Annotated in this window: 15 protein-coding genes and 1 tRNA gene; 11 read left to right on the top strand and 5 right to left on the bottom strand. The window is 71.0% G+C overall.

What is annotated here, in order from left to right; all coding sequences use genetic code 11:
* Nucleotides 1–400: DUF3662 domain-containing protein (locus O3Q52_RS30650; protein WP_269651943.1), on the bottom strand; the 400-nt coding region annotated here is incomplete at its 3' end.
* Between the two features lie 512 nt (nucleotides 401–912).
* On the opposite strand from O3Q52_RS30650, the gene O3Q52_RS30645 reads away from it, so the two are divergent.
* Both O3Q52_RS30645 and O3Q52_RS30640 read left to right on the top strand, forming a co-directional pair.
* Nucleotides 913–999: transfer RNA gene (locus tag O3Q52_RS30645), tRNA-Leu, on the top strand.
* A 305-nt stretch (nucleotides 1,000–1,304) separates the two neighbouring features.
* A complete protein-coding gene (locus tag O3Q52_RS30640) occupies nucleotides 1,305–1,901 on the top strand; it encodes an epimerase (protein ID WP_332112960.1) in 597 nt (198 codons plus the stop codon).
* Between the two features lie 199 nt (nucleotides 1,902–2,100).
* On the opposite strand, the gene O3Q52_RS30635 is transcribed toward O3Q52_RS30640, so the two are convergent.
* Nucleotides 2,101–2,760, bottom strand: coding sequence for an FMN-dependent NADH-azoreductase (locus tag O3Q52_RS30635; RefSeq protein WP_269651942.1), 660 nt, complete (start codon nucleotides 2,758–2,760; stop codon nucleotides 2,101–2,103).
* A 198-nt stretch (nucleotides 2,761–2,958) separates the two neighbouring features.
* Between O3Q52_RS30635 and O3Q52_RS30630 the strand changes: the two genes are divergently transcribed.
* The 4 genes from O3Q52_RS30630 to O3Q52_RS30615 all read left to right on the top strand — a co-directional run bounded on the left by O3Q52_RS30630 (nucleotide 2,959) and on the right by O3Q52_RS30615 (nucleotide 6,723).
* Complete coding sequence (locus O3Q52_RS30630) at nucleotides 2,959–3,330, top strand: helix-turn-helix domain-containing protein (RefSeq protein WP_055613058.1); 372 nt, start codon at nucleotides 2,959–2,961, stop codon at nucleotides 3,328–3,330.
* 140 nt (nucleotides 3,331–3,470) lie between these two features.
* The gene (locus tag O3Q52_RS30625; RefSeq protein ID WP_269651941.1) at nucleotides 3,471–4,904 is read left to right on the top strand and encodes a DUF2252 domain-containing protein; all 1,434 of its coding nucleotides are present in this window, start codon (nucleotides 3,471–3,473) and stop codon (nucleotides 4,902–4,904) included.
* A 532-nt stretch (nucleotides 4,905–5,436) separates the two neighbouring features.
* On the top strand, nucleotides 5,437–6,276 hold the full coding sequence (locus O3Q52_RS30620; protein WP_269651944.1) for a J domain-containing protein: 840 nt from the start codon (nucleotides 5,437–5,439) through the stop codon (nucleotides 6,274–6,276).
* A gap of 117 nt (nucleotides 6,277–6,393) precedes the next feature.
* Complete coding sequence (locus tag O3Q52_RS30615) at nucleotides 6,394–6,723, top strand: rhodanese-like domain-containing protein (protein ID WP_200401672.1); 330 nt, start codon at nucleotides 6,394–6,396, stop codon at nucleotides 6,721–6,723.
* Nucleotides 6,724–6,859: 136 nt separating this feature from the next.
* Here the strand turns inward: O3Q52_RS30615 and O3Q52_RS30610 are convergent, their stop codons facing one another.
* Nucleotides 6,860–7,996, bottom strand: coding sequence for an acyl-CoA dehydrogenase family protein (locus tag O3Q52_RS30610; protein WP_269651940.1), 1,137 nt, complete (start codon nucleotides 7,994–7,996; stop codon nucleotides 6,860–6,862).
* Between the two features lie 297 nt (nucleotides 7,997–8,293).
* On the opposite strand from O3Q52_RS30610, the gene O3Q52_RS30605 reads away from it, so the two are divergent.
* The 3 genes from O3Q52_RS30605 to O3Q52_RS30595 are packed head-to-tail and all read left to right on the top strand — an operon-like array spanning nucleotide 8,294 to nucleotide 11,543.
* Nucleotides 8,294–9,262, top strand: a complete 969-nt coding sequence (locus tag O3Q52_RS30605) for a DUF5819 family protein (RefSeq protein ID WP_269651939.1) — start codon at nucleotides 8,294–8,296, stop codon at nucleotides 9,260–9,262.
* Nucleotides 9,259–10,770 carry an HTTM domain-containing protein gene (locus O3Q52_RS30600; protein WP_269651938.1) on the top strand — a complete coding sequence of 504 codons (1,512 nt, stop codon included), beginning with the start codon at nucleotides 9,259–9,261 and terminating at the stop codon, nucleotides 10,768–10,770. The genes O3Q52_RS30605 and O3Q52_RS30600 overlap by 4 nt, the downstream gene beginning before the upstream one ends.
* Nucleotides 10,767–11,543: an RNA methyltransferase gene (locus O3Q52_RS30595; RefSeq protein WP_269651937.1), complete on the top strand. Its 777-nt coding sequence runs from the start codon at nucleotides 10,767–10,769 to the stop codon at nucleotides 11,541–11,543. The genes O3Q52_RS30600 and O3Q52_RS30595 overlap by 4 nt, the downstream gene beginning before the upstream one ends.
* 91 nt (nucleotides 11,544–11,634) lie before the next feature.
* Here O3Q52_RS30595 and paaN read toward each other — a convergent pair whose 3' ends face one another.
* Nucleotides 11,635–13,326 (bottom strand): phenylacetic acid degradation protein PaaN, encoded by a 1,692-nt coding sequence (paaN, locus tag O3Q52_RS30590; RefSeq protein WP_269651936.1) that lies wholly within the window; start codon nucleotides 13,324–13,326, stop codon nucleotides 11,635–11,637.
* A gap of 203 nt (nucleotides 13,327–13,529) precedes the next feature.
* Between paaN and O3Q52_RS30585 the strand changes: the two genes are divergently transcribed.
* Nucleotides 13,530–15,044: a 3-hydroxyacyl-CoA dehydrogenase gene (locus O3Q52_RS30585; RefSeq protein WP_269651935.1), complete on the top strand. Its 1,515-nt coding sequence runs from the start codon at nucleotides 13,530–13,532 to the stop codon at nucleotides 15,042–15,044.
* A complete protein-coding gene (locus O3Q52_RS30580) occupies nucleotides 15,041–15,631 on the top strand; it encodes a TetR/AcrR family transcriptional regulator (protein ID WP_055613049.1) in 591 nt (196 codons plus the stop codon). Before O3Q52_RS30585 ends, O3Q52_RS30580 begins: the two co-directional genes overlap by 4 nt.
* A 90-nt stretch (nucleotides 15,632–15,721) precedes the next feature.
* On the opposite strand, the gene O3Q52_RS30575 is transcribed toward O3Q52_RS30580, so the two are convergent.
* On the bottom strand, nucleotides 15,722–16,207 hold the full coding sequence (locus O3Q52_RS30575) for an Lrp/AsnC family transcriptional regulator (protein ID WP_143641546.1): 486 nt from the start codon (nucleotides 16,205–16,207) through the stop codon (nucleotides 15,722–15,724).
* Between the last annotated feature and the right edge of the window lie 287 nt (nucleotides 16,208–16,494).

Raw genomic sequence — 16,494 nt, 5'->3', positions numbered from 1 at the left:
CTCCGAGACCTTCGACACTGCATCTGATAGTGCCTCCGGCACGGGCAAGCCGTCGAAGCGTCCCGCTGTCCAGGTCGTCCGCCTTCTCCAGATGCACCTTGATGGTGCCCATGAAGGTGTATCGCTGCTGCTTGGCGTAGTCGCGCACCATGCCGGCGAGCTCGTCCCCGAGCTGGCCGGAGTAGGGGCTGAGCCGCTCGAAGTCGGGCGTGCTCAGCTCCACGATGAAGTCGTTCGGGACGACGGTCCGGTCGCGGTTCCAGATCGTGGCGTTGTTGTCGCACTCGCGCTGGAGCGCTCCCGCGATCTCCACGGGCTGGACCTCGGACTTGAACACCTTGGCGAAGGTGCCGTTGACCAGACCTTCGAGACGTTGCTCGAACTTCTTCAGGACTCCCATGGGGCACCTCCTCCTTCGTCGTTGCCCTGGTACTGCTTACTGATCGTATCCACGCGCCGGGAAATCGGCTGGTTCCCCCTGTCGGCCCGGTCGACAGAAGTCGACGCCCACTGAAGTCCCCTCCCGAAGTTCCCTCGGAAGCCCCTCTTCGAACTCCCCCCGGGCACTCCGTATGAGAAGGATCGTAGAGGTGGCGTCCCCACAGTGTCCCGCACCCGACTGTGGACCCTGGCCCCCTCCTGGGGAGATGGCCTGGACCGGTACGAGGTTGATACGTGAACCGGTTCTCGTTGATACGTGGAAGGTGGGGACGGAGGGATCCGGGGTGCCGTCCGAGGTGGTCCCGCAGGTGATGCGGGGGTGAAGCGGGGCTGATGGGGGCCGACGCGGAGGTCCGCTGCCCCACCGCCGGCCCTCGGAAACGGATGTGAATCCACCCCATCCAGCGTGCTAATCTTCTGCATGTCGGCAGGCGCTCACCCACTCGGTGAGAGACGGACGACACACCCAATGCGCGGGTGGCGGAATAGGCAGACGCGCTGGATTCAGGTTCCAGTGCCCGCAAGGGCGTGGGGGTTCAACTCCCCCCTCGCGCACCACACCACAGGAGACCGGGTCCCCACCAGAACGAAAGTTCCGGTGGGGGCCCGTTCTTCGTTCCCCCGGGACGTGCACGAACACCTCGTGCGACCCGGCCGACGACGTGACTGAGCAGGCCCCCGGCGGTGAGGTATCTCACGGTCGGGGGCCTGGTTTGTGTGAGGCTGATGTCTTCGCCGGGCAGGGCCGCCCAGCGTGCCGGTCCGGCTGAGTGGTGGGAGTGGGCTCTGTGAAGGTGATCCTCTTTGGGGCGACCGGGATGGTCGGGCAAGGGGTTTTGCGGGAGTGTCTGCGGGACTCGGGTGTGGAGAGTGTGCTGGTGGTCGGGCGGTCGGCGGTGGGGGTCTCGCATCCGAAGCTGCGGGAGGTCGTGCGGGCCGATCTCATGGATCTCGGCGGGTTCGAGAGCGAGCTCTCCGGGTACGACGCCTGCTTCTTCTGCCTCGGGGTTTCGTCGGCGGGCATGAAGGAGGACGCGTACCGGAAGGTCACGTACGACCTCACGCTTGACGTGGCTCGTTCGCTGGGCCGCCGGAATCCGGGGCTGACCTTCTGTTACGTGTCCGGGCAGGGGACCGACGGCTCCGGGCAGGGGCGTGTGATGTGGGCGCGGGTCAAGGGGGAGACGGAGAGCGCGCTGCTCGCCCTGGACGGTGTGGAGGCGTACATGTTCCGGCCGGGGCTCATCCAGCCGCTGCACGGAATCCGGTCGAAGACCCGGGTGTACCGGGTGATGTACGCGTTGACCGGGCCCCTGCTGCCCGTCCTTCGGAAGCTCGCGCCCCGGCGGATCACCACGACCGAACAGGTGGGCCTGGCGATGATCGCGGTGGCCCGGGACGGGGCGGCGGAGCGGGTGCTGGAGACGGACGGGATCAACCGGGCGGCTGCGGCAGCGTAGGGAGCATCCCGCTGTGATGGGGCTCCTGGGGCCCGCGATGGGTTCCCCAGGGGGTGAAATGGGTCCCCTGGGGATCCCATCAGTGAAAGTGCCCTCTACGTAGAGGGTGAAAAACGGTCGTGCGGCGCCGTTTCCGGCACCTTGGGCGCCGTACGACCGGGGTGTGTGGTCACGTGGTGCGTGCTCACGCGGTGAAGCGTCAGGCCGCCTTGGACGTGAGCTGGTCGGTGAGGGTCCTGGCCTTGTCCGCCGCCTCCTGCAGGGCCTTGGCGCGGGAGGCCTCGAAGAGCGGGACGAGCTCGGACATCGCCGGGTTGTGCGGGGCCATCGTGAGCTCCGGGACGATGAATTCGAGGTCCATGCCGAGCATGTCCTTGAGGATGGCCTCCAGATAGTTCTGCACGTACTCGTAGCCCTCGCGCGGCGTGCCCGGCGCGTAGGAGCCGCCGCGGCTGGCCACGACGGTGACCGGGATGCCCTTGGCGGACGGGGTCTCGCCCGCGGTGCGGCCGAAGAGGATCACGTTGTCCAGCCACGCCTTGAGGGTCGACGGGATCGAGAAGTTGTACATGGGCGCGCCGATCAGCACGGCGTCCGCCTGCTCCAGCTCCTCGATGAACTTCACGCGCGCGGCGAAGGCGGCGGCCTGCTCCGGGGTGTGCTCGGACGGATCGGCGAAGCCGGCGCTGTGGGCGTCGGCGGTGATGTGCGGGACGGGATTCACGGAGAGGTCGCGGTAGATCACCGTGCCCTCCGGGTGCTGCTCCTCCCAGGTCTTGCGGAAGGCGTCCGTGACGGCGCGGGACGCCGAGGCGGGACCCGGGAAGACGGACGAGTCCAGGTGCAGCAGGGTGGCCATGAGTTCTCCAGTGTGGGTGGTTCGCCGATGTGGTTCGACGGAGCGTTGCCCGTCGGGTGCGCCGAGGCAGCGCTGTGCTCTTGGCGGCCCGGGCACGGTGTGGCGCGTCGCCGTGGGCTGCGCTTCTGTTCGTAACTATGAATAACACAGCTACTTACTTTTTTTCATCCCCTCGCGAGAGGCCAGTACCCTGAAGGCATGGCGGTCCAGGAAAACCACGACGCTGCGTCGTGCAGGCGGGTGGACAACGGCATCACCCAGGTCTTCCAGGTGCTCGGAAAGCGCTGGACGGGCCCGATCGTGGCCGTGCTCCTGCCCGCCCCCGTGCACTTCGCGGACCTGCGCCGTGCCATCCCCGGCATCAGCGAGCGCATGCTCTCCGACCGGCTCACCGAGCTGGCGACGGTCGGGCTGGTGGTGCGCGAGGTCGACGACGGGCCGCCGCTGCGGGTCTCCTACCGGCTGACGGAGGCGGGGGCGGCGCTGGAGCCCGCGCTGGGGGAGCTGGGCGCGTGGGCAAAGACGTATCTGGCGGAGGACGGGCGCTGTCAGGAGCAGTTCCGGCGCTAGCACCGCCTGTTGACCGTCGTCGGCGCTGAGCTGGGGTGTTTTCCACAGGCGCGGAGTTGTCCACAGGGGCTCACAAGGATCGCCGCCCGGCGGTACGGTCGTCTCGAAATTGATGTTCGTGCGAGGGGGAGGCGGTTCGGGTGAGCGAGACCGGTGGTGTGGTGGCCGGGGCGGCAAGGGTTCCGGCGGTGCGCGGGTTCGCGCGGCTGTCCGGCGAGGGTTCGGCCAAGGGGCAGGGCTCGCTGAAGGACGAGGGCAAGGCGCTGCGAAGCAGCGTCCCGCGCAGTGCGCACGCCTCCATCGACACGAACGGCGACCGCCCGGACGCGGTGACCGCGGTCGACGCGTCCAACCACGGCCGGATCTCCGAGCTCACGCCGATACGGGTCGGCCGGATGGCGGCCACACCCTTCGCCTTCCTGCGTGGTTCGGCCGGGCTCATGGCCTACGACCTGGCGCGCACACCCCTGACCGGCATCGGCGCCCAGATCTGCGGCGACGCACACGCGGCGAACTTCGGTCTGTACGGGGACGCGCGCGGCGGCCTCGTCATAGACCTGAACGACTTCGACGAAACGGTCCACGGGCCGTGGGAGTGGGACCTCAAGCGGCTCACGACCTCGCTCGTGCTCGCCGCCCGGGAGGCGGGGGCGGACGAGGACACCTGCCGCAAGGCGGCGTACTTCGCGACCGGTTCGTACCGGCGCACCATGCGGCTGCTCGCCAAGCTCCCGGTCCTGGACGCGTGGAACGCCATCGCGGACGAGGAGTTGGTCTCGCACACCGACGCCCACGACCTGCTCGGCACGCTGGAGCGGGTCTCGGAGAAGGCCCGTGGCAACACCAGCGGGCGGTTCGCGGCCAAGTCGACCGAGGTCGTGGAGGGCGGCGGGCGCCGCTTCATCGACGCCTCGCCGGTGCTGCGACGCGTGCCGGACGAGGAGGCCGCCGGGGTCGCGCGGTCGCTGGAGGAGTATCTGGCCACGCTCTCCGAGGACCGTCTCCCGCTCCTCGCGCGGTACGAGGTGCACGACGTGGCGTTCCGCGTGGTCGGCACGGGCAGCGTGGGCACCCGCTCGTACGTGGTGCTGCTCCTCGACCACCGCGGTGAGGCCCTCGTCCTCCAGGTGAAGGAGGCCCGTACGTCCGTCCTGGTGCCGCATCTGGCGACGGCCGGCCTCGCGGTGCCCGAGGTCGAGCACGAGGGCCGCCGGGTCGTCCTCGGCCAGAAGCGGATGCAGGTCGTCAGCGACATCCTCCTCGGCTGGACGTCGGTCGAGGGGCGCCCCTTCCAGGTACGGCAGTTCCGCAACCGCAAGGGCAGCGTCGATCCCGCGGCGCTGGCAGCGGACCAGATAGACGACTACGCCCGGATGACGGGGGCCCTGCTGGCACGGGCGCACTCGCACAGCGCCGATCCGCGGCTCATCGCGGGCTACTGCGGCAAGAGCGAGGAACTGGACGAGGCGGTCGCGACCTTCTCGGTGGCCTACGCGGACCGGACCGAGGCCGACCACGCGGAGCTGGTGGCGGCCGTGCGGGCGGGACGGATCGAGGGAGAGCTGGGGGTCTGACGGGGCGGCGGAAGCCCGGGGAAGGCGTCCGGGGAAGGCCCCTGGCCAGGCGATTCGAATAGGTGGTTGAGCCGTGGCCTAGGCTGGGCGGGTGACGACCCCGGAAGCTGATCAGCCCCCGTCCGAGCCCCTCGCGGAACCGGGCTCCGATGAGCCGCGCGCCGAGGAGGCGCCGTCTGTCGAGTCGGACACCGAGAGGCCCGCCGAGCCGTCTGGCGAGACGGCTACTGAGGAAGCTGTCGACGCATCCGCCGAGGCAGCTGTCGAGTCGGGCGCTGAGCCGTTGGTCGAGCCGTCGCTTGAGGCGTCTGCCGGGTCGGGTGCCGATGTGCCGCCGTTGTCGGACGTGGCCGGAGGCGGTGGGCCCGAGGGCGGCGAGTCCGTGGACGGGTCCGTCGCGGGTGACCGGACGGCGGACGCCCCAGCGGTGGGCGACGAGACGGTGGCTGACGAGGCACCGGGCGACGAGTCGGTAGGTGGCTCGGCCGCGGACGTGGGGGCGGTGGGTGGCTCGACCGCCGGCGATGGGACGGTGGGTGGCTCGACGGCCGGTGACGCGTCCGCCGGTGACGCCGGAGGCGAAGAGCAGACGCGGCCCGAGGCGCGGTTGGAGCGGGCCGTTCGGGCGGCCGAGCAGGCGTTGATCGAGTTCGAGATCGCGGTGGAGACCTTCCGGGTCGAGGTGGAGAACTTCTCCCGGCTGCACCACCAGAAGCTCGGGCCGATGTACTCGCGGCTCGACGAGCTGGACGCGCAGATCGCCGAGGCGCGGGCCGCGAGCACCGGTGACCCGGAGGACGTGCGCAAGGCGCAGGAGGCACGGGCCCGCGTCATGCCCATGCCGGGGATCGAGGAGCTGTTCCACGACTGGCTCGACTCGGACGGGCTGTCCCCGGAGGCCTCGGCCATGCTGACCGAGCAGCCGGTGCGGCCTCCGCAGCGGGTCCGGCCGAGCGACGAGGCCCGCAAGCTCTACCGGGAGCTGGTCCGCAAGGCACACCCCGACCTGGCGCAGGACGACACGGAGCGCGCGCGGCGCGACGAGTTCATCTCCCGGGTCAACGCCGCGTACGGCCGTGGGGACGAGCCCCTGCTCCGGGAGCTGTCCGAGGAGTGGGCCGCCGGTCCCGTGGCCGAGGAATGGCGCCCGAGCCGCAGCGAGGAGCTCTACGCACGTCTCGAATGGCTCGCCCAGCGCAAGGAACTGCTCGCCCTCGTGGCCCGCGACCTGGAGGAGAGCGCGATCGGCGCGATGCTCAAGATCGCGCCGGACGACCCCGACCGGCTGCTGGAGGAGATCGCCGAGCAGCTGCTGGCGCAGGTCAGCGAGCGGGAGACCGAGCTGGCGGGCCTGCTCGGCAGCGGGGCCTGAGGGCAGGCTTTTCCGGTGCTGTCGGACCTGGGAACAGTGGCCCCCGTCCGCGTACACCTGGGCGAGCTGCGGGATGGCCCGGTCGGGTAGCGTCGGGGCATGAGTTTCGGAGCTGGTGTGCCCACGGTCGAGGTCTCGGATCTCGCGGACGGTGACTTCCTGTTGGACGTCCGGGAGGACGACGAGTGGCAGGCGGGTCACGCCGAAGGGGCGCTGCACATTCCCATCAGTGACTTCGTCGCACGCTACGGCGAGCTGACCGAGGCGGCGCCGCAGGACGGCAGGGTCCATGTGATCTGCCGCTCCGGGGGCCGTTCGGCACAGGTCGCGATGTACCTGGTCCAGCAGGGCATCGACGCGGTGAACGTCGACGGCGGCATGCAGGTCTGGGCGGCTGCGGGCCGTCCTGTGGTGAACGCGGAGGGGCAGTCGGGGTTCGTGCTCTAGCCGATCCGGGGCGGCCCGGGTTTCCTGGCCGCCCGCCCCGCATGCTTCAAGGCCGCCTGCCTGCCTCACGGCCCCTCGCTCACCAAGAATCCCCTGCCCATCCCAGAGGCCCCGGGTTCGGCCCGAGGCCTCGCGCTCAGCCCAAGGGATGCGCCGCCAGCAGGTCGCCCAGTGCCTCCTCGTGTGCTGCCGCCGGGCCGAGTGAGAGTTCCAGGTGCTTGGCCCAGGCGTGGTACCGGTGCAGGGGATAGTCGGTGTCCGCGCCGATGCCGCCGTGCAGATGCTGCGCGGTCTGCACGACACGGCGTACGCCCTCGGAGGCCCAGATCTTGGCGACGGCGATGTCACCCGACGCGGGGAGCGCCCCGCCCGCCCCCGAGCTGATCCGCCACGCGGCCTGCCAGAGGGTCGCCTCCATCGCGCGCAGGTCGATGTAGCGGTCGGCGGCCTGCACGGCCACGGCCTGGAACGTGGCGACCGGGAACCCGAACTGCTCGCGCTTGCTGGTGTATTCGCTCGTCATCCCGAGCACTCCTTCGCCCAGCCCGAGCGCCAGCGCGCACGTCCCGGTGGCGAGCAGGTCACGCAGCGACTCCCAGGCTCCGTCGGTGTCGATGACGTCACGGGCGGGAACGCGTACGGAATCCAGCCGGAGTTCGCCGAGCCGCTCGCCCGAAGTCGAGAACTGCTCGGCGAGCAGCGCGCCTTCGTGGACGCGGGGGACCACGGCGAGCACGGAGCGGCCGGAGTCGGTGCTCAGCGCGGGTACGAGGACGAAGTCGGCGTTCTGCGCCCAGGGGACGGCCGTCTGCATCCCGTCCAGCACCCACAGGTCGCCCTCCGGGCGCGCGGTCACGGCGAGTTCGGCGCCGTCGTGGCCGGTACGTCCGTTCGCGGCGACCGTCAGGACCAGTTCACCGCGGCCGGCCCGGGCGAGCACGTCCGCCTTCAACTCCTCGCCGCCGTACGTCTGTACGGTCACCGCGGCCGCGGTGCTCTCCAGCAACGGCACCCGCGCGAGCACCTTCGCGGACTCGCGCAGCACGAGGCAGAGCGCGACGGCGTCCAGGCCCGCGCCGCCGTGGCGGGCGTCGAGCAGCAGGCTCAGCAGGTCCGCGTCGGCGAGTTTCGCCCACAGGGCGCGGTCGAAGTCGTCCGCGACGGCACCGGCGGTGAGCGCGGGACTCTGCACCCCGTCCGGCGCGACCCCCGCGAACACCGCCCTCGCCGCCTCCACGGCCGCCTGCTGTTCTTCGGTGAAGGTGAAGTCCACGGCCTTGTCCTTCCGGCGGATCCGTTGATCTGGCGGAGCGTCAAGATAGAACAGGTTCTACAAGAAGGGAACGGTGCGGGCGGGTCGGTCCTGCGGTCACCGCAGGGATCCCGACCGATCGGTCGGTGTGTTCGATTCGGGGAGAGGTGAGGGTCGTAAGGTGTCGACCGCTGTGGATAACCTCGTGGCCTCTGTGACCCATGGGACTGTGCTCGGCGGGCGGGCCTGAGTACCGTGCCGGTGCGACTGTCGCGGGACGGGCGACGGGAATCGGACAGACTTCGGGAACGGGGCGGAATGGACGCGTACGACAAGGGCTCGAACGCCCGGCCCGTGCCGGGCGGACCCGAGCCCGCGGCCGCCGTCCCCGACAGCCTTCCGCCGGACGGCCACGAGACCTCGGACGGCCACGAGACCTCAGGCGGTCACGAGACCTCAGGCGGTCACGAGACCCCGGACAACCATGGGTCCCCGGTCGGGCAGAAGCACTCCGGCCGGATCCCCCAGCAGCACGGCGACCAGCAGCCGTACGACGGCCGGCAATACGACGACACGGCCCTCGCCGGTCCCCCGCTCCCCCCTCCCGCCGGCATCGCCGCCCTCTCCCTCCCGTACCAGATCGCCGCGGCGCTCGCGCTCGCCGTCGTCGCGGTCGCCGCCTGTGTGCACGTCGGCATGGTCTTCCTGCACGTCGCGCCGTCGAACACGGTCACCAAGCAGCACGGGCAGGCGATCGACGAGTGGATCTACCCCGAGTTCGAGCAGAACTGGAAGCTCTTCGCGCCCAACCCGCTGCAGCAGAACATCGCGGTCCAGGTCCGCGCCGACGTGCGGGCCCCGGACGGTGAGATCAGGACGACCCGCTGGTACGACCTCTCGGCGCTGGACGGTGCCGCCATCGACGGCAATCTGCTGCCCAGCCACACCCAGCAGAACGAGCTGCGCCGGGCCTGGGACTTCTTCGTGGCCACGCACGACAACGCGAACCGTCCGAACGGCCTGCGCGGCTCCCTCTCCGAGAAGTACCTGCGCCGCATCGTGGTCCTGCGCCTCGACCGTGAGCAGGCCGGCGGCCGGGGCGCGGTCGTGCAACAGGTCCAGGTCCGCTCCCGTACGACCAATGTGCCGCCTCCGAAGTGGAGCCAGGAGCAGGTGTCCGACAAGCCCATCGTCCGCGAGCTGCCCTGGTGGCCGGTCTCGGAGGCCGACCGGGCGGCCGGGACGCGGCCCGGGGAGCCCACGGGGACGGAGGCGAGCGCCCGATGAGCGACCTCGGCCACGACCCGACGGGCGACCACGCCCCCAAGCCCACCCCGCCGGACAGCCACGGTCCCGAGCCCGCCCCGTCGGCCGATCCTGACCGCGGCCCCAGCCCGACGGGTGCCCAGACCGGCACCCCGGCGAGCACGCCCGACCACCACCAGACGGGCTCCCCCGGCCACCCCCACCGGAGCAGCCTCGGCCGTGAGCGGACGCGCAGTCTCGGCCGTGAGCGGCTTGCCGGCCGGATAAGCCGGTTCGACCGCAGGCACCGCGTCGACCGGACCCTCGCGCACGCCATCACACGCGTCACCGGCACGGCCCTCGGTCCGTACCAGAGCGCCGTGATCCGCATAGGTTTCGCCGGGACCTGGCTGCTGTTCCTGCTGCGGGAGTTCCCGCACCGCGAGGAGATGTACGGGCCCGACGGCCCCTGGAGCTGGGATCTCGCCCAGCAGCTCATCGCGAGCAACCACGCCTTCACGGTCCTGATGTGGTCCGACGGCAAAGTCTGGTTCGGGATCGTCTACGCGTTCGCCGTGCTGTCCAGCGTTCTGCTGCTGCTCGGCTGGCGCACCCGGACCGTGTCCGTGCTCTTCATGGTCGGCGTGCTCTCCCTGCAGAACCGCAGCATCTTCATGGGGGACGGCGGCGACAACGTCATCCACCTCATGGCGATCTACCTGGTGCTCACGCGCTGCGGTCAGGTCTGGTCGCTGGACGAGCGGCGGGAGCGCCGAGCCCGGGACGCACGCGCGCGTGGAGCGTGGGTCGGCCCGGACAGGGTCGGTCCCACCCTCTGGACGGTGCTCGGCCTCGTCCTGGCCGCGGCCACGCTCGCGGGGAAGATCGACGGCGGGTTTCTCGGCGGCTGGCGGACGGTCTACTGGGGGCTGTGGGCCGTACAGGCCCTGTGGTGGCTGGCCGGCCGGTACGGCCGGAGCGTCCAGCCCCGCATCCTCCTCGACGTGATCGCCAACCTCGTCCACAACGCCGCACTCTTCGTGATCATGGTCGAGGTGTGTCTGATCTACGCGACCGCCGGCTGGTACAAGATCCAGGGCTCGCGCTGGCAGGACGGCACCGCCGTCTACTACCCCCTCCACCTGGACTACTTCTCCCCCTGGCCGGCCCTCTCCGATCTGCTGTCCGCGAGCGGCACGCTGATGTTGCTCGTGACGTACGGGACCGTGATCGTGCAGGTCGGCTTCCCCTTCACGCTGTTCAACCGGCGGGTGAAGAACGTCCTGCTGGCCGCCATGATCACCGAGCACGCCGTGATCGCCGTCGTGCTGGGCCTGCCGTTCTTCTCGCTCGCGATGATCGCCGCCGACGCCGTGTTCCTGCCGACGTCCTTCCTGCGCCGCGTGGGCGGATGGGCGGCACGCGCGCGTGGAGGGCTGTTTTCGCGTCTCGGCCGTACGCGTACGCCCCCGCGGCCTCGTAAGGAGCCCGCGCGCACCCCGGAGACGGCCGAGACGGCCGAGCCTCCGCACGTAGGCTTCACCGCATGACGGACGAACCCCGCGACCTCGATGCCGTCGACCCCCGCGACCCGGATCCCGTGAGCGCCTGGCGTCGGCTCGCCGGCACGTCCGTGCTGCTCGACGGCTTCCACGCCATCAAGCACGCCGTGCGCTTCCGGGCCGAGATCCCGGTGGCGGTCACCGCCGACCGACAGGCCGCGCTCGCCCTCGCCGACGACCTGGCCCCGGACGTACGGGCCACGCTGGACGCCCTCCTGACGGAGGTCCCGCAGGCCGCGTACGAAGCCCTCGTCCCGCGCCCGCATCCCACCGCCGTGGCCGCCCTGGCGGTACGTCCCGAGCGCGACGCGAACCTGCGGGCGCTGGCCCGCACGCCCCGCACCGCGCCCGTGGTGGTCCTCGATCAGCCGCGCAACCTCGGCAACGCGGGTGCCGTGATCCGGCTCGCGGCCGGTTTCGGCGCGACGGGCGTCGTCACGACCGGCACGCTCGATCCGTGGCATCCCACGGTCGTGCGCGCCGGGGCGGGCCTGCACTTCGCCACGGCCGTCGAGCGACTGACCGTGGACGAGCTGCCCGCCGGGCCGGTGTTCGCCCTCGACCCCGAGGGCGAGGACATCCGGGCGCTGAAGCTCCCGGACGATGCCGTCCTCGCTTTCGGCTCCGAGCGCAGCGGGTTGTCGGGCGAACTGCGCGCCCGCACTGACCACTTGGTCTCGCTGCCGATGCGGCCTCAGGTCTCCAGCTACAACCTCGCCACCAGCGTGGCGATGACGTTGTTCCACTGGAGCGCCTCGTAGGCAGGCGGCGCCCCATCAGGGGCGCGGGGAACTGCGCGGCCAGCCACAACGGTCCGCAGTCGCAAGATGTCCCGCGCCCCCCGGGTGAATTTCACGCCTCCCGGCGTACCTCCACCACGCGGAACCGGTTGGCCACGAACGCCCCGTCGCACAGCGCGGCGTTCGCCGCCGGGTTGCCGCCCGACCCGTGGAAGTCCGAGAACGCGGCGGTCTGGTTGACGTAGACCCCGCCGGTCAGGTTGAGCGAGAGCTGGGCGCACTCCTCCAGGCAGGCCTCCTGGACGGCCTCCTCGACCTCCTCCGAGGTCGTGTACGCGCCCACCGTCATCGCGCCCTTGTTGCTGATGGTCCGCCGCAGCAGTGCCACGGCGTCGGCCGCCGAGTCGACCGCGACCGCGAAGGAGACGGGGCCGAAGCACTCGTTCATGAACGCGGCCTGGTCGTCCGGCTTGGCGCCGTCCAGCTTCACGATCACCGGGGTGCGCACGACCGCGTCCGGGAACTCGGGGTTGGCGATCTCCCGGGAGGCGAGGGCGACTTCGCCGAGACCGGCGGCCGCCTCCAGGCGGGCCTTCACGTCAGGGTTCACGATCGCGCCGAGCAGGCCGTTCGCCCGGGCGTCGTCCCCGAGGAGTCCGCCGACCGACTTCGCGAGGTCGGCGACCACCTCGTCGTACGACCGGGGGCCCTCCTCCGTACGGATGCCGTCGCGGGGGATGAGGAGGTTCTGCGGGGTCGTGCACATCTGGCCGCTGTAGAGGGACAAGGAGAAGGCGAGGTTCGACAGCATCCCCTTGTAGTTGTCGGTCGACTCCACGAGCACCGTGTTGACGCCGGCCTTCTCCGTGTAGACCTGCGCCTGGCGGGCGTTGGCCTCCAGCCAGTCGCCGAACGCCGTCGAACCCGTGTAGTCGATGATCCGGATCTCCGGGCGTGTCGCCAGGGTCTTGGCGATGCCCTCGCCCGCCCGCTCGGCGGCCAGCGCCACCAGGTTCGGGTCGAAGCCGGCCTCGGCGAGCACCTCGCGGGCCACCTGGACGGTGAGCGCGAGCGGCAGTACCGCGCGCGGGTGGGGCTTCACGAGCACCGCGTTGCCGGTGGCCAGGGAGGCGAACAGTCCCGGGTAGCCGTTCCACGTCGGGAAGGTGTTGCAGCCGATCACCAGCGCGATACCGCGCGGGACGGGCGTGAACCGCTTGGTCAGCGCGATCGGGTCGCGCTTGCCCTGGGGCTTCGTCCACTCGGCGTTGTCGGGGGTGCGGACCTGCTCCACGTACGCGTACGCCACCGCCTCCAGGCCGCGGTCCTGCGCGTGCGGGCCGCCCGCCTGGAACGCCATCATGAAGGCCTGGCCGCTGGTGTGCATGACCGCGTGCGCGAACTCGTGGGTGCGGTCGCTGATCCGCTTGAGGATCTCCAGGCACACCACCGCGCGCATCTCCGCGCCGGCGTCGCGCCACGCGCGCTGCCCCGCGCGCATGGCGGGCAGCAGGGTGTCGACGTCCGCGTGCGGGTACGTGACGTCCAGCTCGATTCCGTACGGCGAGACCTCGCCGCCCACCCAGTCGTCGGTGCCGGGCTGGCCGAGGTCGAGGCGGGAGCCCAGGAGGGCGTCGAAGGCGGCCTTGCCCGCCGCCATGTCCAGGCTGCCGTTCTCCCCGTACGCCTTGGGGTGTTCGGGGTGTGGCGACCAGTACGCGCGCGTGCGGATCGCTTCCAGCGCCTGGTCGAGGGTGGGCCGGTGCTGTTCGATCAGCTGGTGCGCGGTGAGTTCGGCGGCCATGAGGGACCAACTCCTCGTCTCGCGAGCTCTCCGTCGAGCTCACGACCTGGGCAGAATGGAATTTAGGGGTACGGCGCGAAGCGCCTCGTTCAGGGTGGTGGTGGGAGACGGGTGGGCGGACAGAGTTAGAGTAACCGAACGATCGGTCGGGACAAGGGGGTCCGCTGAACCTGTGGACAACCCCGTGCGGGAGGATCGCGAGCATGACAGCACTCGACCTCGTCGGCCCCGTGGCCGTCGTCGGTACCGGCATCATGGGCCAGGGCATCGCTCAGGTCGCGCTCGTCGCGGGCCACCCCGTACGGCTGTACGACGCCGTGCCGGGCCGTGCACAGGCCGCGGCCGACGCGATCGCCGCCCGCCTCGACCGGCTCGTCGAGAAGGACCGGCTGACCGGCGCCGAACGGGACGCCGCCCGCGCCCGTCTGCGCCCCGCGGAGAGCCTCGCTGACCTCGCCGACTCGGGCCTGGTCGTCGAAGCCGTCCTGGAGCGCCTGGACGTCAAACAGCAGCTGCTGCGCGAGCTGGAGGACGTCGTCGACGACGACTGTCTGCTGGCCACCAACACCTCCTCCCTGTCGGTGACCGCGATCGGCGGCGCGCTGCGCAATCCCGGCCGTTTCGTGGGGCTGCACTTCTTCAACCCCGCGCCGCTGCTGCCCCTTGTGGAGGTCGTCTCCGGGTTCGCGACCGACGTCACGTCGGCCACGCGCGCGTACGAGATGGCCCGCGCCTGGGGGAAGACCCCGGTCGCCTGCGCCGACACCCCGGGCTTCATCGTCAACCGCATCGCGCGGCCCTTCTACGCCGAGGCCTTCGCGGTCTACGAGGCACAGGCCGCCGACCCCGCCACGATCGACGCGGTCCTGCGCGAGTCGGGCGGCTTCCGGATGGGCGCCTTCGAACTGACCGACCTCATCGGCCAGGACGTCAACGAGTCCGTGACGCGCTCCGTGTGGGAGGCCTTCTTCCAGGACGTGCGGTTCACGCCCTCGCTGGCCCAGCGCAGGCTCGTCGAGTCCGGCCGCCACGGCCGTAAGTCGGGGCACGGCTGGTACGACTACGGGGACGAGGGCGAGCGTCCCGAGCCGCACACCGCGGAAAAGGTCCAGCCGCCCGCGTACGTCGTCGCCGAGGGCGATCTGGGCCCCGCGTCCGAGCTGCTCGCGCTGATCCGCGAGGCGGGCATCCAGGTCCGCGAGGACGAGGAGGACCACGGCACCCGGCTGGTGCTGCCGAGCGGCGGCCAGCTGGCCCTGGCGGACGGCCAGACCGCCGTCGAGTTCCGTGACGTCGTCTACTTCGACCTCGCGCTCGACTACCGCCGGGCGACGCGGATCGCCCTGTCCCACTCGCAGGACACCCAGACCCAGACCCTCGCCGAGGCCACCGGGCTCTTCCAGGCACTCGGCAAGGACGTCAGCGTCATCGGGGACGTGCCCGGCCTCATCGTCGCCCGCACGGTGGCCCGCATCGTCGACCTGGCGCACGACGCCGTCGCCAAGGGAGTGGCCACCGAGGAGGACATCGACACGGCGATGCGCCTGGGCGTCAACTACCCGCTGGGGCCCTTCGAATGGAGCCGCAGGCTGGGCAGGAGCTGGGCCTACGACGTCCTGGACGACCTGCACATGCGCGACCCGTCGGGGCGTTACGCGCCGTCCCTCGCGCTGTACCGCCACGCGTACGCCTCGGAGAAGCGGGAGGGCACCCCATGACCACCGCCAAGCGCGACACCTACACCCCGGAGACGCTGCTCTCCGTGGCCGTGCGGGTCTTCAACGAGCGCGGCTACGACGGCACCTCCATGGAGCACCTCTCCAAGGCGGCGGGCATCTCCAAGTCGTCGATCTACCACCACGTCACGGGCAAGGAGGAGCTGCTGCGCCGGGCCGTCAGCCGGGCGCTCGACGGCCTCTTCGGGATCCTCGACGAGGAGCACGCGCGCGTGGGGCGTGCCGTGGAGCGCCTGGAGTACGTCACCCGGCGCATGGTCGAGGTCCTCACCGCCGAGCTGCCGTACGTGACGCTGCTGCTGCGCGTGCGCGGCAACACCGACGCCGAACGGTGGGCCCTGGAGCGGCGCCGGGACTTCGACCACCGGGTGGCCGAGCTCCTGAGGGCCGCGGCCGCCGACGGGGACGTACGCGTCGACGTGGAGTTCCGGCTCGCGACGCGGCTGGTCTTCGGGATGATCAACTCGATCGTCGAGTGGTACCGCCCCGACGGGCGGGGCATGGGCGAGCGCGAGGTCGCCGACGCGGTGGTGCGGCTGGTCTTCGGGGGGCTCCGGCAGGAGGACTGACGGTCCTCCAAGGGGTCCGCCGAGGCCTCTGAGGCGCCTTGCAGGCCGAGCGCCGCCCTGGGCCATCAGGGCAGCCCCCAGAGCCTCAGGTCACCCCTGCGGCTCCAGGTCCTCCTCCTCGAACACCAGCAGCGTCCGTGTGCTGAGTACCTCGGGAATGGCCTGGAGCCTGGTGAGCACCAGCTCGCGCAGCGCCCTGTTGTCGGGCGTGTGCACCAGGAGGAGGACGTCGAAGTCCCCGCCGACCAGCGCGATGTGGGAGGCGCCGGGGAGCGCCCTCAGCTGCTCGCGCACGGTGCGCCAGGAGTTCTGCACGATCTTGAGGGTGATGTACGCCGACGTGCTGTGCCCCGCGCGCTCGTGGTTGACGCGGGCACCGAAGCCGCGGATCACGCCGTCCTCGATGAGGCGGTTGATGCGGGCGTAGGCGTTCGCGCGCGAGACGTGGACGCGCTCGGCGACGGACCGTATCGAGGCGCGGCCGTCCGCCTGGAGCATCTGGAGGATGTCCTGATCGATGGCGTCCAGCGGGCGCGGCGGCGGCAGGGAGGATCCGGCCTCCGGCCCCTCGGCCATTTGTTCAGGTGCCATGTCCCCCCGCCTCCCTACCATGGACGTACTGCGCCCATCTCAGGCTGTGGAGAACCGTTTGTCCACAGCCTGGAGGTGCCTGTAGCCAAAATGTGCCGACGACCGAACAATCGGTAGGTGAGGCGCGTCACTCTCGGCACGTCTCTCGAAGCCGCCCCCACGAGGAGGTGCCGACATGACGGTCATGGAGCAGCGAGGCGCATACCGGCCGACCCCGCCGCCCGCCTGGCAGCCCCGCACCGACCCCGCGCCGCTGCTGCCCGACGCGCTGC

Source organism: Streptomyces sp. ActVer (assembly GCF_027270795.1).
GTDB classification, from domain to species: Bacteria; Actinomycetota; Actinomycetes; order Streptomycetales; family Streptomycetaceae; genus Streptomyces; species Streptomyces umbrinus_A.
Note: the sequence above shows the minus strand (reverse complement) of the source record. Positions and strands in the feature narration are given on the sequence as shown.

Coding starts and splice junctions, on each gene's coding strand:
- O3Q52_RS30630 (WP_055613058.1), top strand. CDS start 2,959: ATGGCGGTCCAGGAAAACCACGACGCTGCGTCGTGCAGGCGGGTGGAC.
- O3Q52_RS30635 (WP_269651942.1), bottom strand. CDS start 2,760: ATGGCCACCCTGCTGCACCTGGACTCGTCCGTCTTCCCGGGTCCCGCC.
- paaN (WP_269651936.1), bottom strand. CDS start 13,326: ATGGCCGCCGAACTCACCGCGCACCAGCTGATCGAACAGCACCGGCCC.
- O3Q52_RS30595 (WP_269651937.1), top strand. CDS start 10,767: ATGACGGACGAACCCCGCGACCTCGATGCCGTCGACCCCCGCGACCCG.
- O3Q52_RS30575 (WP_143641546.1), bottom strand. CDS start 16,207: ATGGCCGAGGGGCCGGAGGCCGGATCCTCCCTGCCGCCGCCGCGCCCG.
- O3Q52_RS30605 (WP_269651939.1), top strand. CDS start 8,294: ATGGACGCGTACGACAAGGGCTCGAACGCCCGGCCCGTGCCGGGCGGA.
- O3Q52_RS30585 (WP_269651935.1), top strand. CDS start 13,530: ATGACAGCACTCGACCTCGTCGGCCCCGTGGCCGTCGTCGGTACCGGC.
- O3Q52_RS30600 (WP_269651938.1), top strand. CDS start 9,259: ATGAGCGACCTCGGCCACGACCCGACGGGCGACCACGCCCCCAAGCCC.
- O3Q52_RS30580 (WP_055613049.1), top strand. CDS start 15,041: ATGACCACCGCCAAGCGCGACACCTACACCCCGGAGACGCTGCTCTCC.